The sequence below is a fragment of the Mycobacterium simiae genome (genome assembly GCF_010727605.1).
Lineage (GTDB): Bacteria > Actinomycetota > Actinomycetes > Mycobacteriales > Mycobacteriaceae > Mycobacterium > Mycobacterium simiae.
Window position 1 is genome coordinate 5,709,362 of the sequence record NZ_AP022568.1, and the last position, 25,136, is coordinate 5,734,497.

At 61.1% G+C, this 25,136-nt stretch carries 28 protein-coding genes and 2 pseudogenes; 15 read left to right on the plus strand and 15 right to left on the minus strand.

The annotated features are described in order from the left end of the window. The first annotated feature begins 52 nt into the window (after positions 1 to 52). Complete coding sequence (locus G6N33_RS26600) at positions 53 to 856, plus strand: GAF and ANTAR domain-containing protein (protein WP_101528600.1); 804 nt, start codon at positions 53 to 55, stop codon at positions 854 to 856. A gap of 4 nt (positions 857 to 860) precedes the next feature. On the opposite strand, the gene G6N33_RS26605 is transcribed toward G6N33_RS26600, so the two are convergent. From G6N33_RS26605 to G6N33_RS27645, 3 genes and pseudogenes are all read right to left on the minus strand, one after another. Continuing rightward, positions 861 to 1,619, minus strand: a complete 759-nt coding sequence (locus G6N33_RS26605) for a GAF and ANTAR domain-containing protein (protein WP_044505687.1) — start codon at positions 1,617 to 1,619, stop codon at positions 861 to 863. A 42-nt stretch (positions 1,620 to 1,661) separates the two neighbouring features. Further along, complete coding sequence (locus tag G6N33_RS26610; protein ID WP_044505686.1) at positions 1,662 to 2,369, minus strand: GAF and ANTAR domain-containing protein; 708 nt, start codon at positions 2,367 to 2,369, stop codon at positions 1,662 to 1,664. 535 nt (positions 2,370 to 2,904) lie between these two features. After that, a pseudogene (locus G6N33_RS27645) lies at positions 2,905 to 3,181 on the minus strand (acyl-CoA desaturase); the annotation flags it as partial. A gap of 452 nt (positions 3,182 to 3,633) precedes the next feature. Here G6N33_RS27645 and G6N33_RS27135 point away from each other — a divergent pair. The 3 genes from G6N33_RS27135 to G6N33_RS26620 all read left to right on the plus strand — a co-directional run bounded on the left by G6N33_RS27135 (position 3,634) and on the right by G6N33_RS26620 (position 5,472). Beyond that, a complete protein-coding gene (locus G6N33_RS27135) occupies positions 3,634 to 3,810 on the plus strand; it encodes a hypothetical protein (protein WP_170310414.1) in 177 nt (58 codons plus the stop codon). Beyond that, positions 3,803 to 4,144 (plus strand): RNA polymerase-binding protein RbpA, encoded by a 342-nt coding sequence (locus tag G6N33_RS26615; RefSeq protein ID WP_044505684.1) that lies wholly within the window; start codon positions 3,803 to 3,805, stop codon positions 4,142 to 4,144. The genes G6N33_RS27135 and G6N33_RS26615 overlap by 8 nt, the downstream gene beginning before the upstream one ends. A gap of 494 nt (positions 4,145 to 4,638) precedes the next feature. After that, the gene (locus tag G6N33_RS26620) at positions 4,639 to 5,472 is read left to right on the plus strand and encodes a cytochrome P450 family protein (RefSeq protein WP_155945848.1); all 834 of its coding nucleotides are present in this window, start codon (positions 4,639 to 4,641) and stop codon (positions 5,470 to 5,472) included. Positions 5,473 to 5,746: 274 nt separating this feature from the next. Here G6N33_RS26620 and G6N33_RS26625 read toward each other — a convergent pair whose 3' ends face one another. After that, on the minus strand, positions 5,747 to 5,938 hold the full coding sequence (locus G6N33_RS26625) for a hypothetical protein (RefSeq protein WP_044505681.1): 192 nt from the start codon (positions 5,936 to 5,938) through the stop codon (positions 5,747 to 5,749). 555 nt (positions 5,939 to 6,493) lie between these two features. Here G6N33_RS26625 and G6N33_RS28060 point away from each other — a divergent pair. Next, entirely contained in the window at positions 6,494 to 6,847 is a 354-nt protein-coding gene (locus G6N33_RS28060; RefSeq protein ID WP_044505680.1) for a hypothetical protein, read from the plus strand. Positions 6,848 to 7,034: 187 nt separating this feature from the next. On the opposite strand, the gene G6N33_RS26635 is transcribed toward G6N33_RS28060, so the two are convergent. Continuing rightward, positions 7,035 to 7,331 carry a hypothetical protein gene (locus G6N33_RS26635; protein ID WP_044505678.1) on the minus strand — a complete coding sequence of 99 codons (297 nt, stop codon included), beginning with the start codon at positions 7,329 to 7,331 and terminating at the stop codon, positions 7,035 to 7,037. Positions 7,332 to 7,486: 155 nt separating this feature from the next. On the opposite strand from G6N33_RS26635, the gene G6N33_RS26640 reads away from it, so the two are divergent. Continuing rightward, on the plus strand, positions 7,487 to 7,798 hold the full coding sequence (locus G6N33_RS26640) for a DUF732 domain-containing protein (RefSeq protein WP_163771735.1): 312 nt from the start codon (positions 7,487 to 7,489) through the stop codon (positions 7,796 to 7,798). Positions 7,799 to 7,892: 94 nt separating this feature from the next. Next, entirely contained in the window at positions 7,893 to 8,129 is a 237-nt protein-coding gene (locus G6N33_RS26645; RefSeq protein WP_163771738.1) for a hypothetical protein, read from the plus strand. 169 nt (positions 8,130 to 8,298) lie between these two features. Here the strand turns inward: G6N33_RS26645 and G6N33_RS26650 are convergent, their stop codons facing one another. Together G6N33_RS26650 and G6N33_RS26655 are read right to left on the minus strand one after the other, a co-directional pair. Beyond that, positions 8,299 to 8,478: a hypothetical protein gene (locus G6N33_RS26650; protein WP_044505674.1), complete on the minus strand. Its 180-nt coding sequence runs from the start codon at positions 8,476 to 8,478 to the stop codon at positions 8,299 to 8,301. Positions 8,479 to 8,860: 382 nt separating this feature from the next. Beyond that, the gene (locus tag G6N33_RS26655) at positions 8,861 to 9,466 is read right to left on the minus strand and encodes a TetR/AcrR family transcriptional regulator (RefSeq protein ID WP_044505672.1); all 606 of its coding nucleotides are present in this window, start codon (positions 9,464 to 9,466) and stop codon (positions 8,861 to 8,863) included. Positions 9,467 to 9,584: 118 nt separating this feature from the next. Between G6N33_RS26655 and G6N33_RS26660 the strand changes: the two genes are divergently transcribed. After that, the gene (locus G6N33_RS26660) at positions 9,585 to 11,132 is read left to right on the plus strand and encodes an MFS transporter (RefSeq protein WP_101528599.1); all 1,548 of its coding nucleotides are present in this window, start codon (positions 9,585 to 9,587) and stop codon (positions 11,130 to 11,132) included. Between the two features lie 140 nt (positions 11,133 to 11,272). Then, on the plus strand, positions 11,273 to 11,671 hold the full coding sequence (locus G6N33_RS26665; protein WP_044505669.1) for a DUF3291 domain-containing protein: 399 nt from the start codon (positions 11,273 to 11,275) through the stop codon (positions 11,669 to 11,671). Between the two features lie 195 nt (positions 11,672 to 11,866). Here the strand turns inward: G6N33_RS26665 and G6N33_RS26670 are convergent. After that, a pseudogene (locus G6N33_RS26670) lies at positions 11,867 to 13,008 on the minus strand (IS3 family transposase). 326 nt (positions 13,009 to 13,334) lie between these two features. Between G6N33_RS26670 and G6N33_RS26675 the strand changes: the two are divergent. Continuing rightward, a complete protein-coding gene (locus tag G6N33_RS26675) occupies positions 13,335 to 13,592 on the plus strand; it encodes a hypothetical protein (protein WP_155945847.1) in 258 nt (85 codons plus the stop codon). A gap of 520 nt (positions 13,593 to 14,112) precedes the next feature. Next, the gene (locus G6N33_RS27655) at positions 14,113 to 14,940 is read left to right on the plus strand and encodes a hypothetical protein (RefSeq protein ID WP_231382384.1); all 828 of its coding nucleotides are present in this window, start codon (positions 14,113 to 14,115) and stop codon (positions 14,938 to 14,940) included. Between the two features lie 211 nt (positions 14,941 to 15,151). Here the strand turns inward: G6N33_RS27655 and G6N33_RS26690 are convergent, their stop codons facing one another. Beyond that, entirely contained in the window at positions 15,152 to 15,979 is an 828-nt protein-coding gene (locus tag G6N33_RS26690; protein ID WP_163771739.1) for a DUF2971 domain-containing protein, read from the minus strand. Positions 15,980 to 16,083: 104 nt separating this feature from the next. On the opposite strand from G6N33_RS26690, the gene G6N33_RS26695 reads away from it, so the two are divergent. Further along, on the plus strand, positions 16,084 to 17,202 hold the full coding sequence (locus tag G6N33_RS26695) for a DUF4238 domain-containing protein (protein ID WP_155945846.1): 1,119 nt from the start codon (positions 16,084 to 16,086) through the stop codon (positions 17,200 to 17,202). A 3-nt stretch (positions 17,203 to 17,205) separates the two neighbouring features. On the opposite strand, the gene G6N33_RS27805 is transcribed toward G6N33_RS26695, so the two are convergent. After that, positions 17,206 to 17,331, minus strand: coding sequence for a hypothetical protein (locus G6N33_RS27805; RefSeq protein WP_269210855.1), 126 nt, complete (start codon positions 17,329 to 17,331; stop codon positions 17,206 to 17,208). Positions 17,332 to 17,607: 276 nt separating this feature from the next. Next, the gene (locus G6N33_RS26700; protein ID WP_044505664.1) at positions 17,608 to 17,898 is read right to left on the minus strand and encodes a hypothetical protein; all 291 of its coding nucleotides are present in this window, start codon (positions 17,896 to 17,898) and stop codon (positions 17,608 to 17,610) included. A gap of 391 nt (positions 17,899 to 18,289) precedes the next feature. Between G6N33_RS26700 and G6N33_RS26705 the strand changes: the two genes are divergently transcribed. Then, on the plus strand, positions 18,290 to 19,567 hold the full coding sequence (locus tag G6N33_RS26705; protein WP_044505663.1) for a hypothetical protein: 1,278 nt from the start codon (positions 18,290 to 18,292) through the stop codon (positions 19,565 to 19,567). Positions 19,568 to 19,589: 22 nt separating this feature from the next. Here G6N33_RS26705 and G6N33_RS26710 read toward each other — a convergent pair whose 3' ends face one another. Further along, complete coding sequence (locus G6N33_RS26710) at positions 19,590 to 20,411, minus strand: hypothetical protein (RefSeq protein WP_163771741.1); 822 nt, start codon at positions 20,409 to 20,411, stop codon at positions 19,590 to 19,592. Between the two features lie 312 nt (positions 20,412 to 20,723). Here G6N33_RS26710 and G6N33_RS26715 point away from each other — a divergent pair, with 312 nt between their 5' ends. After that, positions 20,724 to 21,878 (plus strand): ImmA/IrrE family metallo-endopeptidase, encoded by a 1,155-nt coding sequence (locus G6N33_RS26715; protein WP_044505660.1) that lies wholly within the window; start codon positions 20,724 to 20,726, stop codon positions 21,876 to 21,878. Beyond that, entirely contained in the window at positions 21,875 to 22,384 is a 510-nt protein-coding gene (locus G6N33_RS26720; RefSeq protein ID WP_155945845.1) for a hypothetical protein, read from the plus strand. Before G6N33_RS26715 ends, G6N33_RS26720 begins: the two co-directional genes overlap by 4 nt. Here G6N33_RS26720 and G6N33_RS26725 read toward each other — a convergent pair. The 3 genes from G6N33_RS26725 to G6N33_RS26735 form a co-directional block, all read right to left on the minus strand. Next, a complete protein-coding gene (locus G6N33_RS26725; protein ID WP_155945844.1) occupies positions 22,381 to 23,247 on the minus strand; it encodes a DUF6602 domain-containing protein in 867 nt (288 codons plus the stop codon). The genes G6N33_RS26720 and G6N33_RS26725 overlap by 4 nt on opposite strands. 569 nt (positions 23,248 to 23,816) lie before the next feature. Beyond that, positions 23,817 to 24,413 carry a recombinase family protein gene (locus G6N33_RS26730; RefSeq protein ID WP_081661933.1) on the minus strand — a complete coding sequence of 199 codons (597 nt, stop codon included), beginning with the start codon at positions 24,411 to 24,413 and terminating at the stop codon, positions 23,817 to 23,819. A 206-nt stretch (positions 24,414 to 24,619) separates the two neighbouring features. After that, a complete protein-coding gene (locus G6N33_RS26735) occupies positions 24,620 to 24,910 on the minus strand; it encodes a hypothetical protein (RefSeq protein ID WP_044505657.1) in 291 nt (96 codons plus the stop codon). Between the last annotated feature and the right edge of the window lie 226 nt (positions 24,911 to 25,136).

Sequence of the window (25,136 nt, forward strand, 5' to 3'; positions counted from 1 at the left end):
TTTCTCGCAGCGCTACGGCGAGTACGTTCTACGGTAACCGCGAGGAGAGATGTTGGCCGACTTCGACGCCCAGCCTGGCCGCAAAGTGCCGCCATCACCCGACCTCTCCCCTACCCAACGGGAAGCGGACGAGGCGGAACTGCATGCGGGGCTGCGCGGAGTCGCAGGAATTGTGGCCGGCGCCCGAGCGGTGATCGATCTCCTTCGGGACGTTGCGGAATTCGCCGCCCAGGCCATTCCCGGGGCCGATGGCGCGAGCATCGCACTGATCGATCCGCAGAACGACATGTCCAGCATCCAAACCTGGGCGGCCACAGCGGTACTTGTCCAGGAGATCGACGCGGTTCAGTACCGCGAACTGAACGAGGGCCCGTGCATTACCTGTATGCAGACGCGACGACCCACGGTGAGCGGATCGCTGGGGAGCGACAGTCGTTGGCCGCACTTCGGTGGCCGGGTAGCGCGGATGCGCATGCACTCCGCGCTGGCGCTGCCGCTGATTGTTGGTGACCAGGTGATCGGCTCAATCAATGCTTATGCCAAAAACCGCGACGCGTTCGCCGAGCATGCCGTGCAGCTAGGGTCCCAATTCGCTAGGCCCGCCGCGATTTCCGTGTACAACGCGCAGTTGCTGGCCACCGCGCATGAACGGACAGTGCGATTGCAGCGTGCGTTGGACAGCCGTGCAGTGATCGATCAGGCGATCGGCATCGTCCGCAGCAGGTCAGGCGGCACCGCCGAGGAGGCCTTCCAACGACTCACCCAGATCAGCCAAACCGAGAACATCAAGCTGCACGCCGTCGCCGAGCGGCTCGTCGAGGAGGCCGTGCGGCGCGCCTGCGCTCGGCGCGGCTGAGCCGTTACTCCGGTGGCCCGGCCAGCAGTTCGGCCAATTCCGCCACGATTAGCAGCCGCGTATACCGATCGGTCATCAAGTTGCGAGCGACGTCACTCAGGTGTTCGCCGCTGTCCCGCGCGTACGTCCGCAGCAGGTGGAATGCCTCCTCCAGGGAGACATCCAGCATTTGGCGGAGTAGTCCTTTTGCCTGCTCCACAATGACGCGATTAGTCAGCGCGGAGCGCAGCTGGGGCACGACGGTGGTGGGAGTGGGTGGGTGTTCCTGCAGGATCGCGACGCATGCGATGTGTGTCAGGGTCTGGCCGACGAGCAGATCGGGTTCGCTGAGTTGGCCGGGGCGGGCGCCGAACAAGCCGAGCGCGCCCAACACAATGCCGGCACCGCGCATCGGGATGGCGTGCACGGAGGCGAACCCGGCCTCGACCGCGGCGGGAACGAACCTCGGCCACCGCTCGATTGCCCCTTGGATGTCGGCGACCGAGACGGGTTGGCCGCTGACGTAGCAGTCCACGCAGGGGCCTTCGTCGGCTTGTAGCTGGAAAAGTTCAAGTTCGCGGGCCTGCTCCGAGGTCGCGGCCAGCAGGCGGAGCTGCCGCAGCGGATCGGCGAGCAGAAATCCCGCGGCTGCGACGTCGAGCAGATCAGCACACCGCTCCGTGAGCCCCGTCAGCAGGTCGACCACGTCGAAGTCATCGAGCAGGCTATCGACAAGCGAGACGACGGCACCCAAGACGCCGGTTTCTCGAGGGGTATCAGTCACGTCACCCTCTTTCCTGGTCAGTTTCCGCCCGGCAAGGGGGCATCAGTTGCCCTCAAGCTTCAGTCGGCGGTCGAGGATGTCGCGGGCGACATCGCTGGCGCTACGGCCGGTGGCGTATGCGTGCGCGCGCAGCCGGACCAGGGCCTCGGCCGGCTCGACCTCGAGCTGGGCGACGAGCATGCCAGTGGCCTGACTGACCTCCGCGCGACTCAGCGTGTTGAGTTCGGCCCAGGCATTGCTGCTGGGGTCGGCGACGGCGGCCTGCAGGTCACCCTCCATTAGGTCTAGAACCGGGACGCCGGCAATCTCCGCTGCCGCGGCCGCGGCGGCCAAGTCGTCGTCCAACAGCGGGCCGGGCCGGGCGCGGAAAAGATCGAAGGCGCCGACGAATTCGCCGGCCACGACGATGGGTATCGCGGTAACGCCCCTGATCCGGTGGCTCAGCATGGCGGGCCCGTATGCCGGCCAGCGCATCTCCTCGGGATCGGCGAGGTCTACGACCAGAACCGGGATCCGCCCCGTGACAGAGTCCAGGCACGGTCCCTCACCAAGGGTGAACTGCAGTTCGTCGTACATACGGGCCGACGCGCCACTGGATCCCAGCGTTGCGCTGCTCGCCCCGTCGAACACGAGCGAGATAGCCGCTGCGTCAACGTCGAGCAGGACCACGCAGGCTTCGCACAACTGGTCGGCGGCCTCTACCCCGCGCCGACCGTGGACGGCGGCGAGGAGTTGCTCGAGGATCGCCACCTTTAGCCGAACGGGGTTCGGGTGGCTGCAAAACTGCCGTGGGTTCTCGGCAGTGGCGTCATAACCCCCACCCTTGCACTAATTGCAGCGTTTTTCGAGCGTGACGTCGCGGTCGCGGCCGCCGCCCCGGCCACCAAGAGCGGCGGTCAGCGCGCCTCGATTCGACAACGTGGTAAGTCGCGATTGACCGGCACCCGTGAAACGCTAGGCATGAGACTAATCGGTGCACGATGTGACAGCGAACGCCGACTGACCCGACTGACACGCCCGCCAGATAAGCTGCGCTGTGCCGCAACATAATTCGAACTCTTCAATGTGGGGACTCGTTGAAAGAGACGATAGTGACTGACCAAACCAAATGAACCCGTGAACTTTCATCCTTGTCCGACGACGTTGTTGACATGGGAGGCGTTAACAATGCGCGATGCAGACCGGCCGTGGATGCTCTTGACGCATTCGAAAGCCCTTGGCGGGCTTGCACGCTGAAATACCCGTGGCTTCCGGCTGGGCCGACCGATCTGTGAGCAGGCTTTCATTACCCCGTGCAGGTATTGCTGACGCCAATCCGCTTAGCCCGGCACCGTCCTCGATACCGGATGATAAAGGCCCGTCGTTTCGCGACCTTTCGGTATCTCTGCTCAGACGCTGTCTCTGGTGCGTCGTCGGAGCTAGCTGAAAGAAACCGGTCCGGTAGCGCCAACTTGCAGATCGTGCGCATGGTCAGCAGAACCTGGCGAAGCAACCGGCGGTCGCGTACGGCAGGTATAGGTGCCGTACAACGCACGAACCCGCTCGGCGATCTCGGCGTAACGATCATGGGAAGAGGTGGGTATTCGACGAGCTCTTCGAGGTCCGCATCACTCAGGTGGGGTATGCAGGCACCTCAGTGATGGCCATTGGGTCTCAATGAGATTCGGGCGTGGCGGAGGGCCGCATCCGCATGACGGCAAGCGGACGCGGAAGGCCGATGAAGCGCAACGACGTGACACGTCCGGCCGTTTGGGTGGTTCTATGCGTCAGAGGCGAGGATCGGCGCAAAGTCTGGTAACCGGATTGCGGTCTATAGGAACCAACCGCCGCGCCCGCATCCAGAGCGCGGCGCGTAGTAGTTGAGCCGCTAGCGGAGTAGGGTGGCGATCACGGTGGGGAGACGCTAAAAGCACCCCCGGTGCATCGCGGACACACAACTAGACGCGTCAGATCTTAAGACTGGTCCTACGCAAAGTCCGAGCGTCTCAGTAAATCCCCGCCAGAGGAAGAAGTCATGCCCACCTTTGAGGCGCAACTGCGCCAGGATCTGCGCGACTACGCCGCCGAGTTACGGAAACTTGCGTATACGCTGCCCAACGGAGTGGGCGAGCACGGTTTGCTCCGATTGTCTGGCCGGATGCACGCTACCGCCAATCAAGTGGCGCATCAGTACGGCGTTGCCAATGCATAATCGCGCCATGAGAGGCACTCGCCTCGGATCCGTGAGCTACGAGAATGATCGCGACAGCAACCTAGCGCCACGTCAGATCGCGCTGTATCGGACCGAGAACGGCGCCGAGTTCGAGATCCCATTCGCCCACGACGCCGAGACGCCCGGCACGTGGCTGTGCCGCAACGGCTTGGAGGGCACCCTGATCAGTGGCGGCGGCCCGGCCGCACCCAAAAAGGTCAAGGTGCCGCGCACACCCTGGGAGATGCTGCGAGAGCGCCGCTCGATCGAGGACCTTGAGGAATTGCTCATGGAGCGCCTCGCGATCATCAGGTCTGGGCGCCGCGGTAGCTAGCCTCACGTTGGGCATGTCTGATTCTGGGATTGATGAGGCAGCACCACATGGCCAAACCGAACTGGAAGGTTCATGCGGGGCATACCATCGGGGCATGCAGCTCAACCAGCGACAGGTTCCGACGGGCACATACTGTGGCGGCAACCATCCCCAGCAAATCGAATACAACTACGAGCTGGTGGACGGCGAGGAAGTTCCCCACGGCCAAAGCGGCCCACGCTGCTTCCGAACTGGCTGCCCCGACAATGCTAGGGCTCTCGCTAAAGAACAACGCAGAGCTGTACGGCTGAGCAAGGGATAGAGACCGCGCTCGTGTGCGCGTCGTGGCTGTCGACGGACAGTTGGCAGCTGTTCGCCGTCGCGCAGTTGGTGTCTCATCTGTGCACCCCTAAACAAGAGCTCGCCGACTAGGCGTTGAGCCGGGTTCGCCGGCACTTGTCGAGTCTCGGAATCACGGTGCAGACCAATCGATTACGGGCGACTTGAAGCAGCGGATGAGTAAGAACCGTCACGACCAGTTTGATGTCGATCGTGAGGGTCGATTGAAACTTAACCAGTTACTTGAGCAGAACCGCAGGCGACGTGACTTATACGAACTAAAAGAGATGCGCGCCGAGAACCGCCGTAGAGAGTTGGTTGGCGCTGCCGAGACACGTAGTTTGCGACGCGCGAGGGTCGCACACCGGGGCCGGGACTTCCCTTACTTGGTATCGGTCCAGGTGTGTCTCAGTTCCAAGCTTGCCGAGAGGGGTGGGGTCGTAGTGCGTTACCTCGCCGATCACAGCACGGTTCTCGCCGCTCTGCGGGACCATCAAACCTTCGCGGGCTTCCTGCGGAATGGGCGGGTTGACGAAGGGGACGAAAGTGAAAATATCGGGTCCGCCGAAAGTTTGCAGTCGTACTTCAACCCCCGAGCGGTGGCCCGATTCGAACCGGGGCTTCGGACGCAGGCAGCGACACTTATCAATTCCGTTGTCGCGCAAGGTGAATCCGAGGCTATGTGTTACGCGTGCGGCGGGTTGCTGCTTGTGCTCGGATTGCCGCTGGCCGACCAGCTCATCTATTCAGACGAGTCGGAGTCGTTTTTCTCGTACCTGCGCGAGGCGGTCAAACTCAATCGCGCTGCACGGCAAGGGATGACGGCCGAGTTGCTGGCAGGCGACGCCCCGCTCACCGAAGCGGAAGTGGTCGGCCTGTCCGGAATGTTGCTAGTGGGTGTCAAACCAACAGCCCGCTCAATCCGCTATGTACTGCACGCGCTCGCTCACAGCCCACAGACATGCCGCAGTTCTGCGCGAAACACCGAGCCGCATCCAGCCGTTTGTTGACGAGGCACTTCGCGCCAGTCACGCCGCCGGGACGATCTACCGCGTTGCCACTCGACATGTCGTCCTACCGAACGGCGTCTCGTTGGACGTTGGCGAGGAGATCGATCTACGCATCGGCGCGGCCGGGTTGGTTTTTGGCGGTGGCATCCATCCGTGTATCGGCCAGCACCTTGCGCGACTAGAAATCGCTGTCCTGGTGTCCGAATGGGTCTCGCGGATAACAGCTTTCGATCTGGAGGCTGATTCCTAATTGTTTGGTGGTACGACCCCGGATCTATTGCTCGTTTATTCGGCGCTTTTGGGACCAGGCTCTGTAGGCGAGGTAGCTCATCAACACGGCCAGGCCTCCGGTACTGACCAGACCGAGCATTGAGCCGTGAGTGCAAGCGTTCAGGACGAACAAGGCCAGGAACAGCGCGGCCATCCCCGTGTAGAACCATCGGCCGTACAGCGAGCTGGTCTTCACGCGTGGGTCCCCATCCTGTCTTGTAATCGGCGTCAGTTGCCGAAGCATTTCTCGGCGTTGTCCAAGCCGTCAGCGACCGCCGCCGCACCCAGTGCGATTTGACCGATTGCGGCGGGGACCCCGACGCCGGTCGCACTTTCTGGGGCTGCGGTCAGGATTGCAATCATGCCACCCGGCGGCTCCAGAATTGCTTTTGTCAGGTCGTATGGACTGCATGGGGGTTTCACGGCCCGGGTAGCGCTTCCCGGACCAGCGGCCACGGCGGTTGGCGGCACCGCTGGCTTCACGCCGGAATGTTAGGTGGCGGCGAAGCCGGTGGCAGGTTCTGCGGTGTGAGTAGCCCGCCGGTCGGATCAACGGGACGTGGCGGTTCCGGGGGCGCGGACGCAGCGACCTGAGGTGGTACCGGAAATGGGCCGATTTGTGGTGCTGGGTGTCACCCGGCGTGGGGTTTGGTGGGTCACCCGGCCCCGTTGCCTCATCCACTAATCGGATGTGAGGGCCATTCGGGTTGGGGCCGTTGACGATCTGGTCATCCGGTGACCCCGATGCGGCTTGACCAGCCGCGCCGCCGGGTGCTCTCGGGAAGTTCATGCCGCCGACATCACCAGCGGCAGCGGTGAGTTGTCCCGACGTGTCAGTTTCCACGGCCAGCAGCTGCGCGGCGCGTTGGTTGATGTCACCGGCGAATGCTTGCGCCTGCGCTTGACGAGCGGCCTGCTCTGCGACGGTTCGACTGGTGTGAGTGTCAATGACGGACAAGTCCTCACTAACCTGAAAGCCTTCGTTCTCGGCGTCTTCGACGGCGTACAAGGCTCGTCGCTGCGCCGCGCTGATGTTGCTTGCCCCAGTGCGTGCAACCTTGGCCGCGTTCCGCAGGAGATCGGCCTTAGCGCTTACCGCAGCTAGGTCGTCGCCCGTTCGCGCGCGTAGGGCGTCGCCGCCCTGACCTTCCCAGCCCATCGTGTTGGCCTGGTTGCGTACCGTAGTGAAGGCGTCTTCCCACCGGTTGGCAGTGTTCGTCCAGTAGGTAGCCGCGTTGATCAAATGGTCGGTATCCCATGACCGCAGCTGCGAAAGTGTTGGCACCATCGGGTTACGCCATCACTACCGGCGGTGCGACGCTGGCAAGTCGTCCCTGTCCAGTGGTGTCTTGGGTGGCGTAACCAGTGGCAGCCGAGGTGACTTTGGCTGCTGTGTCTTGAATGCGGGCCATGCACGCGGCCGTACCCACCCCGATTGCCGCGTCGATGGCGCTGATCGTGGCCGTGGTCGGTTGAAACGGTTGCCTCGGTGAAGGTGCCGTGTTGGCGAGCCCGGCGCTCAAGCCCTGCCATTGACTAGCGGCCTGTAGGAGCAGGTCGGAGGGCACTTTCAGTTCGTTCGTCCCCATGCGCCGATGTTAGGGCGACTGCGCCGAGGGCGGTAGTCACCCCAACCACCACAGGCCCTAACCCGGCAAGCGAAACCGCCTCGCACCCTCCCAGTCGTGTGCTAAATAGCTTTGAAAACTCGGTCACGAATTTCCATCTTTCGATGAGGAGCACGATGAAGCATCTAGTGGTGATCATCATCGCCGTCGTCGGCCTTGGGCTGCTTAATCCGCCTGCAGTGGCGTCCGCCGACAGCGCATCGTTTATCGACTACCTAAATCGGAAGGGAATGGATGTGAGCACCCCTGATATCCGATACGCCTCAATCGACCTCGGTAATGCCATCTGCGGGATGTACAACGCCGGTGCAACCCATACTCAGGTAAGCCAGACGTTGCTTCAAAAGCACAGCGTCCAAGAGGCTGCGGTCTGGGACTTCGGCTCGGTCCATTTCCTCTGCCCCCAGTGGGAGTATCTGTTGCCATAAGACGCCACCCCAACTGATGTGGCCGCATGCGCACCGGAAAACCCTAGTTAGCAGCGTGCCACTGGGGGAATAACCGCCGCTAAGCGGCGGCGGCGTGCTGGGCTGCCTTCCGGCCTGTTGGCATGCGGGGTCGTCAGTCTTCAAGCAGTACTTGATCGCGGAGCACTCGTCGTCGCTGAACAGCGACAGCGCTCCGCGTAGCGGCGAGTTGCCCGGTATCGAGACCTCGGCCTGCGCCATCGGCGATGCCAAACCGATGGTGGTCGTTACGACGGTGGATGCCGCGATGAGACCTGGACGCAACAACATGCTTCCGCGTTTTCCTTTCTGACGTATTGATAAAGCTGCCAATTCGTCTTTGCTGAGCGTATGCGCTTAGAGGGTCCCCGTGCTGTGATCCACCAACACTCGCAACAATGAGGTGCTTGCTGTCGTGAAAGTCAGAAGATGTGAGCATGACACGGGCGCGAGTGAAAGGAGCCTAGGTGACGTACATGCATTCAAACGCAATTGTCAACGAGGATGAGCCCTTGCGGTGATACCTTACGTACTTCCATGAGGCGGGTCATGCCGTCGCGGCGCACCAGCGCGAGCGGCCGGTCAAAGCGATATACATCCATCCCGATAACGGATACACCAGCCACGCTGTGGACGGCATCGACTACACGGGTGACGATCATCAATTTATCGTTTACGCCGGTACCTGGGCAGAAGTGCGTGGTTTATGGGTTGCAAGAGGCATCGACACGGGCACGCCAGATGCCCGAGGCGACAGTTTCGCAGATACCGTGAGTGACTTCCTACGCAAAAATGACTCTGAGTGGCTTGAGTATCACCAAGCGATGTGACCGGACCCCGCGAATTGGTCCACGGCGGATGAGAGTCCTTGAAATGAGTACGGCGCTAGTCTAAGAGCCGGCCAGACAACCGGTCCCGATCCGTTCCCGCGGGAACTTGGGGCGTCTCATTTCTACAGAAAAGATAGCGGTCAGATCCTGTCCCAACGCATCGAGTGCTCCATCTGCGCGGCCAACCGCGGGTCAGTACCGCCGAAATTGAGCTCTAGGGCGTAGGCGTGATGAGCCCTCCGATGAGCAGTTGGAGCAGGCTGAGGTAGGTGGCGTTGGGGTCGGGCGTGACGACCAAGCCTTTAATCTCCAACAGGACCGCGCCATGTACTGCTGCCCAGATTTGCTGTGCAATCTCTACGGGATCCTTCGCTGGCCCCGAGCTCTGCAGCAATACATTACGTACGTGCCCAACCAGCTCACCAAATGCCGCGTCACCGGATTCGTTGGACCGCAAAGCATTCGGTCCGATCCCCATCGAGTCTTCAAACATCGCTAGATAGAGGTGGGGGTTGGTAAGCGTGAACTCCCGATAGCCGATACCCGCCGCGCCCAATCGTGCAACTGCATCATTTCCGTCCACATCGGCAACTGCCTGCCTGAGCCGCTCAAACCCCCGGGTCCGCAGCGCTTGGGCCAGTCCTTCTTTGCCGCCGAACCTGCTGTAGACGCCCATTGGCGCCACCTTGGCCTCGGCAGCCACGGCCCGGATGGTCACGGCCTTTGGACCGTCTCGTCTCAAGACTTCCTCGGCGGCGTCGAGCAGCACTTTTTCCACCTTCACGCTCGGTGTGCGGGTGCGTGCTGGGTGAGCGGTCACCGCTACACCATCCTTTCGCTGCGCTTCGGAGGTTCCTGAATCGTCGGTTTATTGACATCCAAACCAGGGTACGACACATTGATCTACAGTTATAGAACAGCGTTACATACGGGGAAACATGGCCGCAGATCTTCAGATTCGGCACGGACCGCAACGGTGGTGGATCCTGGCCGTACTGTGCCTGAGCGCGTTATTGGTCACGATCGATAACACGATCGTCAATGTCGCCCTGCCGACGTTGAGTCGTGCCCTAGGAACGTCGACAACCGGGCTGCAATGGGTGGTCGACGCTTACACCTTGTTGTTTTCCGGTTTGCTGCTGGCGGGCGGGGGGCTCGGCGACCGCCTGGGGCGCAAGAAGGTGTTGCAGTGGGGACTGGTGCTATTCATCTTGGCGTGTCTTGGTGCTGCAGCCTCAGCCACGACCGACCAGTTGATTGCGACGCGGGCTGCAATGGGGCTCGCTGCGGCGCTGATCTATCCGGCGACGCTCGCGCTCTTGACGGCTGTGTTTACCGATCGTCACGAAAAAGCCACCGCCGTCGGAATCTGGTCGGGCGTCTCCGGGCTCGCTGTCGCGTTAGGGCCGGTCGCCGGCGGCGTCTTGCTGCGGCACTATTCGTGGAGTTCCATCTTTTTGGTCAACATTCCTGTCGCCGCTCTAGCGCTTATTGCCGGCCTACGCCTGGTGCCCGAGACTCGGGATCCCTCTCCCGGTCGTTTCGACGCTAGCGGGGCGGTCATGTCAGTAGCGGCAATAGGGCTACTCGTCTGGACGATTATCGAAGCACCAACTCGCGGCTGGGGTACGGCGGTGACGGTGCTCGGCTTCCTTGGAACCACCGTGTTGCTGGGCGCATTCATCTGGTGGGAAGCGCAGCAACCCAACCCGCTGCTGGACATCGCCTTGTTCGGCAACCGGCGGTTCTCGGCAGCAAGTGCTGCCATCGCCATGGCATTCTTTGGTCTGTTTGGTTTCATTTTCCTTATCACTCAGTTCTTCCAAACGGTCCGCGGCTACGACACCCTCCGCGCCGGTATCGCTACCTTGCCGTTTGCCCTCGTCGTCGCGTCGATGTCGCCGGTTGCGATCGGCCTCATGAAATCGTTGGGCACCAAAATCGTTGTGGTGGTGGGCTTGCTGCTGATGGGCGTCGGGTTTATCGTGGCCGCGCTGACGACCGCGGCTGCCGCATATTGGGGACCGATCGTCGGTTCGATGGTCGCGATCGCAGCCGGTTTGGCCCTCACTACCAGTCCTGCCACCGATGCCATCATGGGTGCATTGTCAACCGACAAAGCGGGCGCCGGCTCGGCAGTCAACGACACCACCCGCGAAGTCGGCGGCGCCTTGGGCGTCGCGGTGATCGGCTCGATCATGAACTCGGTCTATCGCGCTCACCTCGGCAGCGACTGGTCGCATCTCGGCCTTCCAGCGCCAGTCATCACCGAGGCCAAGCAGTCTGTCATGGCAGGCCTTTCGATCGCGACGACACTTCCGAACGCCTCCGCCGCCCAGCACATCGCCAGTGACGCTTTCATGGGAGGCATGCACGCTGGATCCTTCGCTGCCGCCGCCGTCACCGCCGTGACCGCGGTCGGCGCCCTCGCCTTCTTGCCAGGGAGAGAACATGCCCAAGCCTTTGAGGCTGTCCAAAAGCTCTGATGCTCAATGCCATAGGGGCACTACTGATTGACACGCCCCGACAGCGAAGAGGGGATGCATAGCGCCTAGCGTGCGTCACCCAGCGGACGCTAGCCGATCCGCTCAACCCCGCGCCTCAACACACTGTTAGGAGTAAACCAATGCCTACCATTCCCTGGACCACACCCAAGCTGGCGGCGAATCGACGCGCCACCAGCGATGTAGTCGTTATGGCCTCCCGGTTCGAGCTGCGCTCGCTCCGCGACGTCCCACGATTTTTACTGGCCGCCATGCGAATTCGCCGCCAGATGCTCAAGTCACCTGGCGTGCTGGGTCTTTCGCTGATCGCCAAGCCCCTAAACAAGTCATTTTTCACACTCTCGGCGTGGCAAGACCGGGAAGCACTCGATGCCGCGGTACCACGGCAGCCACATGCCCGCACGATGGAGCACTTCCACAGCGGAATGGCCGGATCCCGGTTCGTGTTTTGGACGGTACCCCGCTCCGAACTGCCGATTAAATGGCGGGATGCTCTCAGGCGGCTGGACTCCACAGAATGAAGTCGGCCGCTCGTGCTCATCATCAAGCCAGGGAGCGGCCCACGCAAGCCGCCCCTGAAGGATCTGCGTCGGCAAGTACAGGCACCCGTCTCATATCTAGATACGTGACACTCACCACGTGTCCTGTTTACTCGCGTCGGCGCAGGTCGCCGTGTCTCATATCTTGTCTCGCGGGGATTTCTCGAATCTATGCGTTCACCCGGTACTGTGACGGATCGTTGAGCGGTGGGTGCAGCTGACGGCGTAGCGGACTGGGGATCGGTATCCCAGGGCGGAATGTCGCCGGTGATGGTTTTATTCGTGCTTCCAGTCGCCGATGACGACGCGGGCCTGGGCCAGCGACCAGAAACTGTTGATATTGAGGCATTCGTCGCGGATGCGGGAGTTGAACGATTCGATGTAGCCGTTGCGCCAGGGCTCGCCCGGCGGGATGAAGTACAACCCGACCTGGCCGCTGGCCCAGTCGGCCATTGCGCCGCATGCTAATTCGGGCCCGTTGTCGCAGCGCAGAACCGTTGGTTAGGTGCCGCGTTGGGCGGCCAACTGGTCCAGTTCGTCAATGAGGTGATCGCCGGTGATGCTGCGCTCGACCATGCCGCCGAGGCATTCACGGGTGTGCTCGTCGATGATTGACACAATCTTGATGGGCCGCCCGTCGGTCGTGACGTCGAATTGGAAGTCCACCGCCCATACCCGGTCGGGCGCGTCGGATACCACGGGCGGTGGGGCCGTGGAGGTGCCGTGGCGTTTACGCTTTCGACGCTGCGGTACCCGAAGGCCCTCCTCACGCCAAAGCCGTTGGATCTTCTTGTGATTCACTGTCCAACCCTCAGCGCGGGCGTCATGATAAGCCGGCCGGAACCCACGCCGAGGATGCTCCTTGGCGTAGGTACGCAGCCAGTCGCGCAACGCGGCGTCGGGGTCGGCTGGTGTCGCCGCTGCGGATTCGTGGCGTTGGGTAGCGCGGTGTTGCCCGGTGACGCGGCAGGCGAACCGCTCGCTGACCCCCAGCACCCGCTGGAGGTGGCGAACGGCTGCCCGCCGGCGTTCCGGGCCTAGAAGTTTCCCTTCGCGACCTCCCGCAACGCGTCTTTCTCCAACTCAGCGTCGGCCAGCAGCCGCTTGAGGGTGGCGTTCTCGCGTTCGAGGTGCTTGAGCTTCTTAGCGTCTTCGGCCTTCAGGCCGCCGAACTGGTTGCGCCACCGGTGATAGGTGGCCTCGGAGACACCCATCTCGCGGCAGACCGTCGCGGTGTCCTTGCCCTCGGCCAACAGCCGGTCGGCGGCCATCAGCTTGCGCACTATCTGATCGGGACTGTGCCGTTTCCTCGTCGCCATGATCTTTGTCGAGCCTTCCTGCCCACAACGTGGGCCGCAAGACTCTCATAAGCCGTGGATCAGCCGATCGGGGTCAGGCCAACCACGGACGTACCTTTTCGGACATGACCACCGATGCGGACCAGCGCGTGCACCCCATGCGCGAGCCATGTCCCGCATGTGGCTGCCCAGACGGCACAATCACCACACGCGGTGGTCAAGACGCGGTGAGATGCGCTGAGTGCCAACGCTATTGCTATAACGCGCCACGATCCGAAACGGGCCGCGAACGCCGAACACTGAGCACGCGGCCGGATATCCGGCCAGGACAGCGCAGCCGGATCTTGTTGCGCGACAACTTCGTCTGCATCATGTGCCACCGCAGTGACGTTGCCCTAGAGATCGGTCACCTGGTCTCCGTCCACGACGCCCGCCTGGTCGGCCTGTCGGACCACGACCTGACGAGCGACCACAACCTGGCCGTCATGTGCGACGAGTGCAACAACGGTCTATCTAAACAATCTTTGCCGCCGCACCTGGTCGCAGCAGCTATTTGGGCGCAGCGGTTGCGCGAGGGCAGCGACGGTGGCCAGCGCCACGCGTGAAACAAGGGCAACGAGGCCGCGCGGACGTTGTCCGCCGACCGGGAGATGCGAGTCGGCATCGGGCAACGAGTGTTTGCTAGCCGCATCGCACACGGATTGCATACGCTTCCCATGTCCGGTCAAAAACCTGCTCTGACCTGCAAGAACTCTGGTCGGGCTGACAGGATTTGAACCTGCGACCACTTGACCCCCAGTCATAATTTCGGCGTGTCTGGGCGTACACCACTGCGCATCTTCAGAGCTCACAGTCGTGTGTGCACATCGGCGGACTGCTGTGGACCGGATCTAATTGGGGTCAGAATTGGGGTCAAATCTGCGTCGCGCCTGTGTTTGCTGGGGCTTCGGGAGGCCGTTCGTTACGATCCGTAAGTCATTAGGCGCCGTAAGCCGGAAGTTGAGCAGGCAGTCTGTGCGAGCCGCAGGTTGGCATTGACTTACTCAGTACCGACAACCGACCCACCAGTGGCCGGATGCAGGATCAAACCGGCGCACGGGTAGGCGGTATCTGGGAAAATATGGGATGAGCAGGAAGCCCCTTGCGGATCACGCCGCCTTCCGGACGTGGCCGAAGCAGCCGCGCGAGTGGGGACCGGATGGTTCCGGCTGGCGATCGTGGTTCGGCGGTGGTGTCGTCGATGGCTTGTGTGACGTGCTCGATGAGCACCTGGCGACGCGGCCCGGCCGCGACATGTCTATCGCTGCCATCGGTTGTGTGCCCTGGCTGACGAGCGCTGCCGTTGTGGACCGTCTGGCCGCGTTGGGATCCTGCTGCGTCGTCATCGACAAGTCAGAGAACGCACCACCGCCAGTCCTACGAAAACTGAGCGGGTCCGGGTTCCCTAACGCTGCGATCACCCGCTTAGAGGACGTGATGCCCGCAGTCGATGGCGCGGCGCCGCTCGTCATAGGTCCATACACACCAAGGGAAGCCACCTGGCACGAGATCGAAGCGGTGCGCGTCGTGGGCTGGCGAGCGGGAAAATACAAGCCTCTGCCGCACGCGAAGGTACTGGTTCTGGGCCAGGTCGGGTGGGTCACTTACGAAACGCCGTACGGCGACCAGGAAGAGTTTCGCTTCATACCATCGAAGGTTTGGTGGGGGTCAGCAAACTGGACAGAACTCTCGAGCATGCATCTGGAGACGGGGTTCCTCTGTGACGATCTCAAACTTGTTGCGAGCGCTACAGATTTCGTTGCGGACTTGATTGCGTTCTCCGAGCCGCTATCGTCTCAGTCCGCTGGCCCCGAACCGAGCATGATCGAAGTGCCGTGGGACAACGAAGCGATGGCGCAGGCATCGGCAGAGAGAGACGATGGATACGAAGATCTCTACGACGATGAGGAATAGCGCCAGACTTGGTGGCCGTGACGGCCCTTCTCCGGTCGCCGATGGACCCTAGTGGCACAGGAGTCGTCGACCTTCGGGAAGCCTGGCCCCACGCCCGCTGGCGACGGCGGCAGCCATCCTGGCAAGGCGTTCCCTCGGTGCACCGTCTTTGGCGTCAAATCGAGTATCACGGCATGGCCCATTGTGGATACGGTCCTGCAGGTCGGTTCCACTACCACGGTCGGTAGGGGGATCGCGCAGGGCCGCAACCACACCGGAGGCCTTTCTGGACAATCAATGTAGACACGGCTTGTAGCGCTAAGTCTGCATTGGGCCCGGGCCCAACGTTCACGTGCATGATCGATCGGTGATCTGGAATCTGATAAGCAAAGTCGACATAGGGCACAAGAAAGCTGCTTCCACCTCGGAACTTGATGGTATCTTCGGCCATATCGTTAATGGGCGGGCTGATTAAACGCCACTCGGCTTCTGATCGAAACGACTCATCTTTGACAACTGGCGCGATGGCGAATAAGTCTCTTGCTAAATCATCTATCTCTCGTTGCGCGCGCTCCTCAGAGTCGTGGCCCGTTGACAAGTAGTATTCGAAGAAGGTTTGCAAGATCTTAATCAGTGCCCGCTGACCGTCACGTCCGTAGAGACACTTTTCCAATCGCCACCCTTCCCGCAACGCACGGATCTTCAACGGTTCCGGGTCGAAGACCAGCGCGTACCCATCTCCCGGCGGTGTATAGCCGCGCCACTGGCTTAGATCGTCCCATTCCTCGCTGAACGAAGTTACGAATATCGCAGGTGCCCTTCCCCGAATGATGGGTTTTACATCCAGAAAAGCCTTACGCAGACGCGGTGCCTGCGCAGACAACTCGCGCAGGATTGACATTTGGTCCAGGAGCGACCTCGCCGATCGGAAAGCCAGCTGATACTCGCTGTGATCATTCAGGTACAAGACATGCGTCGCCCACAGCGCTTTCGAGTCGACAATGCCTAGAAATCCTTTTCCGCTCGTGTAGTGGCACAGTCCTCTTGGCAGTTCTTCCATGCGTGGGAGCATCGCACAACCGTGTACAGCCGTGGGACCAAGCGGCGGGTGGCGGCCACGCAGAACACCGTGCGGGGTGGGGCCCGCACAGCTAGATTCACACCGTGCCACGAAAGAAGCGGTGGCAGGGCAAGTTCCACCCGATGCTGCGCCATATCGAGCAAATGGCTAATGAGATGACGGCTCGCGGGCAGGAGCCTCGTAAGCACCATCTCGTGCCACGGTTCTACCTCCAAAGGTGGGCTGAGAACGACAAGGTTCGCGCGACAGAGCTCGATTCAAAACGCACATTCACGCCGTCGCCTCAGAATGCGGCGCGTCGAACTGATTTCTATCGACTCGAAGAAGGCACGTACCAATGGGGTTCACCAGTCGCATGGGAGGCCTTTCTCAGCGTGATCGAAGGCCGCGTGTCAACCACGACGGAGGCCCTCGTTACGCGCTCTGCTGGACTTCGAGATCTCTCGACGGAGGAATTGCAGGAACTAATGTGGTTCCTGGCGCTCCAGTTCACCCGAGGGATGAACTTCCGCAGAAGTCTGTTGTGGATGCTCGTTCAGCAGCACGTTGTGCACTACGAGTCGAGCGGTGATGACTCACTGAAGAGGGTTCTCTCGGAGGGCGGGTACGAGACGACCGAGGAGAATGTCACCCGCATGCGGCAGCAGCTCGCGGAGATGCGCACGAATCCGACTCGGTTGCCGATGCTCACCGCGCTGAAGGTGAAGCACTCCGCAGATTCTGCAGCGAACGTTTATCCCCACCTGGCTAGCCGACTCCCCGTCATCTACCACACTCCTAGGCAATTGGTCACCTGCGACGAACCGGTGATCGCAATCGACGAGGATATGGGATCGAGGGACGGTGAGTTCGGGATCGGCAATGCGCCGATCATCGTCTATCCACTTGCACCGGATGTTGTGCTTGCTCTCTTCCGCCGCGACTTCCCGATAGTGCTGAGCCATTATGAGCCTCTTACCCACAGCGAATTGCTGGCACTGAATCAGTCAATCTTGGGTAATACGTATCTGCACGGTTTCGAGTTGCCCTCCCGACACTTGACCACGCAACTCTACGTCCCTCCGCTTGCACAGCCCGGCGAACGAATCGTGGTGGCGCGTAGACCAAATGGCGAAGAAGTTCACAAGCTGACCCCCGGACGGCGACGATGGCGCGGGCAACCCCAAGCGCCTCGCAGGCCGGTTCAGAGGTGGTGGCCGTGACGTTCAGCCGGACATCCCGGCTGGCGTGGCGGCGAAGTCGTCCGGGAGTTCGAATTCCAGTAGATCCCGCCCGTCGATCGCCAGGTTGTTGAGACGTGCCAGCGGCGGACAATTCGAGTGCACCGTCATCCTCGAACCACTCAACCTCTTCGAGAACCGCGTCCATCGGCCTACGCATAAGCAGCTCCAACGCCGCCACATCGGTCACCGTAAATCCGTGCCGCGCCGGGAAATAGTCATAGATGGCAACCTCTACGGGGATGAGCGCGATCAGAACCATCAGGACGGCGTTCTGTTCTACATCGTCGAGACCGTCGCTGCCAAGCCGCCGCTCAGACGGGCTGTCGGGCGTGGGCGCTAGATCTGCTCGTCGCCAACCTGCACGCCAACAAGATTCGCAGACAGTCACGGTTGACGGTGCGGCCACCCACGCTGAAAGTACGCGGCGCGCGGGTCAGGCTTCTGTGGCTTGAGGAATCCTTCAAAGTCGGCAGTTCGGATGATCCATTGAACTGCCGACTGTGGCAGGTAGCGGTCGCCATCGCGCACATCCCAGAAACCATCGTTAGCACCAGGACCCCCGAGGCGCTCGATCTCGCTGCGCGCGAACTCCGACACCGGCATCCAGATACCGTTCACCAACACCCGCCGGATCTGCTCGTGCAGGAGGGGCCACCACGCTTCAATTGCTGTCATGCCGCTCCCAATCTGACTCGCGGGCTAGTGGACAGGATTCGATTCGAACCTGCGACCACTGACCCAGTGTCGTCGAAGCGGTTCGTTGGCGTCCGCCAGTGTCCCGTTTCTCCTACGTCATCGCTGATAGGGGTCATGTGCGGAAAGTCGCGGACACCGCCGGATTGAGCCGCGTTGCGATCCAGTGCCATACCCGCCGATGCCGATGGGAATCATCAACGAGCAAGGTGCTCAAAGGTATTCGTAGCTCCGGGACGGCTCACTCGCCCCCCTCACTGTCGCCCTGCCTCAGGCCGCAGAGCACCGATAGCTGCGTTCTGCCCCGGCAACTCGTCTGGCGGATAAATGAGTAATCCCCCGTCAACCGCCCGTAGCAGGCAGGCTTAGGGCTGTGACCGAATCGCGGCCGCCAGAACGACCGGCCAACCCGAATTGGGACGATTCGGTCCGGTTCGAAGGGGTGGTCGCGTTCTCTTTCGTGTTGCCGTTCCTGCTTCCGCTAGAACCACAGTCGGTGCCGATCCGTGTCGATGATGATTACCTGCGAATTCGCGGAGTGGCACCGGCAGAGTTCGATGACGCCTGGATGCAGATGCCGCTCAGCTGTTTAACGATGTGGTCGGTGGCAGCCGACGGAACTGACCCTGTCATTAAGGACACGACGGTGGCATCCGCTGCGCTGGCCCATATCACCGGTGGGGAGCCACGGCCCGCTCCACCGCCGAGCGACGACTACAGCCGCAAACGCTCGGCTGTAGTCGTCGTGATCCCAGTCAAGAGCCGCACCGCCGCCCTCACGCCGCCGCACGACGGCAAGGTGGATCCGTTGACGCTCGCGCACTGGCTTATCGCGGACACTGTGCGATCTTCGCGGATAGCTTCCAAGGCCCCGATTCCGGAGTTGCATTACCGGTCGCTAAACCCGATCGTCCCGGCTGCATTCGGAACGGTGTGTGAAGGCGGCCAGGTCAGCTTCGCTACAGGACAGACCGTCATCGTGCTGGATCACCTGCCTGCACGAATGGCATCCGTGTCACCGGTCGACCCGGCCGTAATCGGCAATATCTTCGGGCAGCTCACTCGCGGCAGCATCAGCGTGCTGATCCGCGATCACTTTGCTCGCGCACACTCCGAGCACTCCGCTGGTGACCGTCGAGCGTCGGTCCTGAGTCTCGCTATCACGTGCGAACTGATGCTCGACAGCACCCTTGCCGCGATGCTTTGGGAGGAAGGTGAGACGCCCGCCCAGGCCGCGCAGGTGTGGGCCGACGCTAGCTCGATTACGCAGCGGGTCAAATCGATGTACTCCGGCCGTCTCGGCGGGAGTTGGCACATCGATGGCGTTGGCCCGGTGGGGCATTGGCGGGAGCACATCGTCGATATCCGCAATAGCGTCATCCATTCCGGGCGGACCCCGTCGGAGCCGGAGTCGGAGAAGTCGGCAGCGGCGGCGTCCGAGTTGCTCACCTTCGTGAGCAAACGCCTGGTGCTGAAGTGGAAGACTTACCCGAAGACCCTGGCAGTGTTGTGCGGGCGGTCGTCGGTCGAGACGCACGCCTCGAAGAAGCAGCGGGCGAACGTTCTTGCTGAACTAGAACGATGCTCAACATTCGCCGTTGAGTTTCATCGCTGGCGCGACGAGTGGCTGGAGGAACGTACCCTGCTGTAGCCGGTCGACCTCCGGCTGCAAGCTAGCGTGGCGTCTCCGGCACCTCGTTCCCGTCGCGGTCGAGCAGCACCAGTTTCTGTGTCAGCCCATGCGGCCGCGCCGTCGTCCGGATTCTGTATAGCCACCACGCCTGCTGCACCACCCGCCGCGCCACGCAGAGAGTGTGGAGGAACAGGCCGGTGTCCGGCGCCCGCGCGCTCATGCGCCCATGCTCATACAGCGCCTTGCTCGCGACCTCGGTGGTCACAGTGGTCAATGCCCATGTCTTCGCGTGGCTGACGCCGGAGCAGATCCGCCACGCAGTAAGCAGAGACTCCGGATGCCCAGGAAGATCGTCGATCGACTCAATCAGCTTCTCGAACCCGCCGGACTTGCCGTTCGCGATGTCGATGCCCAGCCTCTGTGCTGCGTCCGTGGCCCACTGCTGCCGTTCCTGATGCTCACCGCCGTCGTCGATAGGTGTTCCGCTGTACGCCTTCGCCGAGTACCGCCACGAGTCGCGGTGGTGCCAGATTAGCCGGGCGAGCCGGGTATCGACGTCGTCGGAATCGAGCAGCCAGACTGCGGCACCGGCCGACTCGTAGGCGGCCCGAAGGAGTGCGAACTGCGGAGTCGTCCACGGAGCGTTGAGCACCAGCGTGCACGCGGCTTCGACGTTCTCGACCGCGTACACCAACCCTCGGCGCGCGACGGTCGCAGCCCATATGTCGGGGAACCGTGCTTCGTCATTGGCAAGGTCACTGTTGTTGTCTGCGTGATGGTCGGGCTTCTTGTGCACAAGCGAGCCGATCTGAAGTACCTGCTCCAACTCCCGGTGGATGTCACGGTCATACTCCTGGTTCACAGCGAATAGAGTTACCAGCAACGGCCTTCGGGATTCATCGGTTTTCACATGCTCGCCCTCGTATGTCTCAGCGAGGTTGTTCCGTAGACGATAGATATGCTCGTCACCAACCTGAACGGCCAACAAGATTCGCAGACGATCACGGTTGATGGTTCGGTGCCGAACCCGTACCTCGGTGCCAACGGCCAACATCGACGGATGAGGCTAGATTCCCGTCCCTGGGTACTCATAGTGTCTGACTTGCAGGACTAGATAGCGAAACGCCGAGCCTCCTCACGCGTCGGGGATGCTCGATTTGATTGGATAGGTGCAATGGCGAAGCTCATGCCGATCAACGGCCGCGTACTTGCCTGGGCATTTCGGGACCGCGAATTAACGCGTTCGGCCGTGGCCGACAAATTGAGTGTCGACGAAGAGCTGATTCAAAGCTGGCTCGACGAAGACGTCAATCCAAACAAAAGTCAGTTCGATTCATTGGTAAAGCTGCTCGGTTGCACACCATCATTTCTCTTCCTTCCACAACCGCCCGAATCCAATCGAGAAGCCCGAGTTAATTTCCGAAGGCACGCCGACGCTCCCGAGCGCATCCCGTCGGAAACCGAGAAAGCAATGCGGACAGCACAAACGGTGCTCCGCATTGCAAAGTGGCTCTCTGAACGAGATCAGCCGCACGAACTCGACGACGCGTTGGTTCCGCGAGCTAGCCGAGGTGAAGCTCCCGACGTCGTTGCTGATCGTCTTCGCACGTGGCTCGATTGGTCCGAAGCCAAGCAGACGGGACCCAAGGCGACCGACACCAGTGCGGCCAAGGCAATGCGCGCCGCTATACAACGACGTCGAATCTTCGTGCTTCATCTCACGATGGACGAGGGGGTAACGCGAGGCTTCAGCCTGCACGAGGGTGTCACCTCGCTTGTCGCCATCAATACGCGAGACCATGTCCGTGCGCGATTCTTCTCTTATGCACACGAATTAGCACACTTAGCTCTGCGTGACGATTCTGTTTGTCTGACTCGGAACGACAGCAGCGAGACGGAGCAATTCTGTAATCGCGTGGCAGCAGCGCTGCTCATGCCACGGCAATCGTTCCGAGATTTTGTCGACCGCCGGACGGGTGGTCGCGTGGAAACTCGCGAAAACGTCGTCAGCATTCGTAACTACTTCAAAGTGAGTCTTCAAGCGGCGGCCATCCGTGCCGGGACATTAGGCCTTGCGCCGAGGTATCTGTACGACATCATCGCCGAGGAGGTTGAGAGCAAGAGTCAAGGGGGCACTTACGTGCCCGGTAACGAACGAACCAGGCCAAGAGTTCGCGTCGACCAGTACGGCTCGGGATTTGTGAACTCTCTGGCAGACGCGGAGCAGGCGGGTTATCTCAAGCGCCCGCAAGTCCTAGACCTACTTCGTTTGTCTGACAAAGAATTCGACACCGCTCGCAGTCTCGCCTTCAGTGAGGGCGAGGGGTGACGGCCAAGTGCCTCTGCATCGCAGATGCAAGCGCATTGCGCGAGATGTCCCGCGCAGTAGGGGCCACAAACCATCCCAATCTGCTTGCAGGACTTACCAAGTGCGTCGACAACGGACTTTTGGGTTTTCCGCGAGAGGTGTGCGACGAGCTACAAGTCATCGCTCGCGAAGAGCCGATCTGGGCCTGGGCGACGGGGATGACAAGCAGACTCAGCGCGTACGCGCCTAACTACGCATTCGCGCGCCCGTTCATGACCTACGTGCGCAACTTGGGTTTCGAATACGGAATCGAGAGCCTAGAAGGACCTGAAGGCTGCTTGGCGACGGTGGGCCGACTATGCCTAACGCTGGCGAGCGAAACGACCGAATTCGTTCTGGCTACTGAAGATACCGGCGAGCTTCCATTAAGGCCGACCATGGAGCAGATTGCTACTCTCGCAGGTTGGGCTCTCTTGGATGCAAGGGCTGCGCTCGACCATTTGGACCTTGGGGCGCTGCTCACCTAGGAGACAATCAGCAGGTCTCGCATCTCGGGCGTGATGTAGTAGTGGAATCCCGGCGGTCGATGCCCATCTGTAGTGGCGAGAGTCGTGACAAGCGCCTCAGAGAATAGCAACAGCGCACGGGCAGAATCAGCCAGAAATTCGATATCCGACGCCGAATGAATGCTGAAGAGGTTCCCGCCATGCACTACGGTCGGCGCGTCACCTGCAGGTGCGGGTTCGTACTCTCCAACCAGCGGTACACCTCCATCCCGGCGTTGTAGTGGCGCTACACCTATCAAATAGTCCGACTCGGCCACCTCCCAACCGAGCTTAGAAGCGATGGATGCACGAATACCAATGATTCCCGGATCGAGAACCAGGAATATATCTGGTCGATTATCGCCGTCATCGGTCTTGAGACTCTTCAGGTGCTTGACGATAGTGGCGATTGACTGAGTAACACGGTAACCAACGGCCGTATACAAAGGTGCCGGTCCTACGCGACTTACAAGCGCCCGAACACTCGCTACCTTTTCTCCGATATCTTCGATCTCGTCCTTACCCACAGAAGTCTTCACTTCGATCGCACCCCGCACGTTCTCGATCGGGAACAGAATCTGATTTGTCTGCGCGAGGATTGCAGGCTCATCGATTGCGTCGAACAGGACGATATCGGTCTGTGACGATTCGTTGCCTTCGGTGTCGAAGATCAACCCTGAGCCAACGCCATATCTTCCAGGGATGAGATTCGAAAGTACCCGCGCAAGCGAGAGTTCGTTCTCGCGACCCTTCTCCCCCTGGTGACTGATCAAACTGTTAAAGCCCTCTACCTCTGCCTGAAGGCGACGGAGGACACCATTCCAATACTGTGAAATCAGTTGCACGAACCGCTCCAAGCGCTTGCACTCAAACTGCCCACGGGCACCCGGAAGGCAACCTACAGCGTGGAAGGCCGTCACCCCTCGCCGGGGGCTTCGACTCGGCGGACATTCTCGGCGAAAGAGCAAGCTGCTCTCCTAGCAGAGGCGAAGGTCGACCCAAAACAGGTAACAGGCATGCCTCCGTGAAGATTGCGGCCTCGTTGGCTCCGCTCGACCCGGCCGCTGACACCACGGCGCACCCCAACGAGGAGGAGGTTAGGAGTCACTCCGGCTCAATTGGGTGGGCAACGGCCATACCAGTAGCGGCTGACCAAACGTTGGCAGCTTGGCCTGATGTCTCGTGACGCGAACCTAATTACCCGGGTGGTTGATACCTGCGGGGTCATCACCGCCTAGGTAAATGTCTCCAACACCGGGCCCAGGCACCTGGGCCTTCTCCCCGAGTTCCGGACCGGCGGAGGAATTTTAAAACAATTCCCCTCGATGTTGCGTCGCCGTGCACGCTTGGGGATGAAGTTCGCCTGCGGAGGGCAGGAAGCTAGGTCGATACCGCGCTGGCTTAAGTCGGCGGGTCAGGCGGCTGCGAGGTAGCGGTAAAGCGTTGCGCGGCTCACACCCAGATACTTGGCAACGGCCCTCGCCGTATGACCGTCGGCCTTCATTCGCGTGGCGGTCGCGATGTGCTCGGCGTCATCAACTTTTCGGGGACGCCCGAATTTGGTGCCGTTGGCGCGAGAGGTCGCCCGCTTCAACGCGGTTCGTTCTTGTATTAGCTCTCGCTCATACTCAGCGAGGGACCCCAAAACCCCGATCATCATCCGGCCAGCGGGCGTGGACGAGTCGATGCCCTCTGTGGTCGATACCAACGTCACGCCACGGTCGGTCAGCGCTTTGACCGTCTCCAAGATATGTATTGTGTTGCGCCCGAGCCGGTCTAGCTTCCACACGACCACGGTGTCGCCCGCACGAATGTAGTCCATGAGCGCAGCGAGCCCTGGCCTGTCATCGCGGGCACCTGACATCACATCGGAGAATGTCTTGGCTACGCCTGCCGCTCCGAGTGCGGCATTCTGCTGTTCGAGAGTCTGGGCCACAGTGCTGACGCGGGTGTACCCGACGCGCGACCCGACGCCTGAAAAATTGGCTTGCTTCGAATCTTCTTGCCTCACAACTAGTTCAACGCTAAATATGCGACATCTATTTCTGAGACGAACATTTGAGACGGTCTGACATCGACAAACGCAGACGCCAGGAATCCGTTCAAACGGCGTCTCATATCCGGTCTATTACGAGACGAGCTGCGTAGCGCGTGTGCCGCCCAAGCGGTTTCCTGATTCCAGCTACGCCTCCTCGTGGCGGCACTACACGTCCCGCGTCACGTGTGTCCGAGCCTTTCTCGCGCCTTCCTCACTAGATCGTCGCTAAACAGGTTTGCGTGGTTCAGCACAAGCTGCTCGCTGGTCAGGTCCGGGCGGCGAGGCACCATATCCCACGCCAGCTTGACGAACCCCTCGGCAGGGTAGCGGGTGTCGACCACCATTCTGGTGGCCTCCACGGCGCCGAATTGCTTCACCATCTGAATGAAGCGGGTTGGGTTGTAGCCAAGCCGCTTGGATTCTGCAATCCCGTCCCACAGATCGGCCTCGAAACTCTCAGCATCCGTCACTTGATCATCACCTCGCAGGCACCGGTTACTTAATTCTTAGTCTTCCAACTTTTTTGATCTCCACCCGGGGCGGGCTTTATCCCCGGGTACGAATGTGGTTGCGCGACAAGGGCGTGGCTACGCGCAGTTGTCGCATACGCCTCGCAGTGCGCCGCGAGTACCTGCAGTCCCTCATTACTGACCCGAAGACCATCGGCCACACCGACAAGTCTAAGACGGACGCGAG

Coding starts and splice junctions, on each gene's coding strand:
- G6N33_RS26635 (WP_044505678.1), bottom strand. CDS start 7,331: ATGGGGACGAACGAACTGAAAGTGCCCTCCGACCTGCTCCTACAGGCC.
- G6N33_RS26715 (WP_044505660.1), top strand. CDS start 20,724: ATGGCGAAGCTCATGCCGATCAACGGCCGCGTACTTGCCTGGGCATTT.
- G6N33_RS27135 (WP_170310414.1), top strand. CDS start 3,634: ATGCCCACCTTTGAGGCGCAACTGCGCCAGGATCTGCGCGACTACGCC.
- G6N33_RS26650 (WP_044505674.1), bottom strand. CDS start 8,478: ATGATCGTCACCCGTGTAGTCGATGCCGTCCACAGCGTGGCTGGTGTA.
- G6N33_RS27655 (WP_231382384.1), top strand. CDS start 14,113: ATGAGCAGGAAGCCCCTTGCGGATCACGCCGCCTTCCGGACGTGGCCG.
- G6N33_RS26640 (WP_163771735.1), top strand. CDS start 7,487: ATGAAGCATCTAGTGGTGATCATCATCGCCGTCGTCGGCCTTGGGCTG.
- G6N33_RS27805 (WP_269210855.1), bottom strand. CDS start 17,331: ATGACGGTGCACTCGAATTGTCCGCCGCTGGCACGTCTCAACAACCTG.
- G6N33_RS26700 (WP_044505664.1), bottom strand. CDS start 17,898: ATGACAGCAATTGAAGCGTGGTGGCCCCTCCTGCACGAGCAGATCCGG.
- G6N33_RS26620 (WP_155945848.1), top strand. CDS start 4,639: ATGAGTAAGAACCGTCACGACCAGTTTGATGTCGATCGTGAGGGTCGA.
- G6N33_RS26660 (WP_101528599.1), top strand. CDS start 9,585: ATGGCCGCAGATCTTCAGATTCGGCACGGACCGCAACGGTGGTGGATC.
- G6N33_RS26615 (WP_044505684.1), top strand. CDS start 3,803: ATGCATAATCGCGCCATGAGAGGCACTCGCCTCGGATCCGTGAGCTAC.
- G6N33_RS26690 (WP_163771739.1), bottom strand. CDS start 15,979: ATGGAAGAACTGCCAAGAGGACTGTGCCACTACACGAGCGGAAAAGGA.
- G6N33_RS26665 (WP_044505669.1), top strand. CDS start 11,273: ATGCCTACCATTCCCTGGACCACACCCAAGCTGGCGGCGAATCGACGC.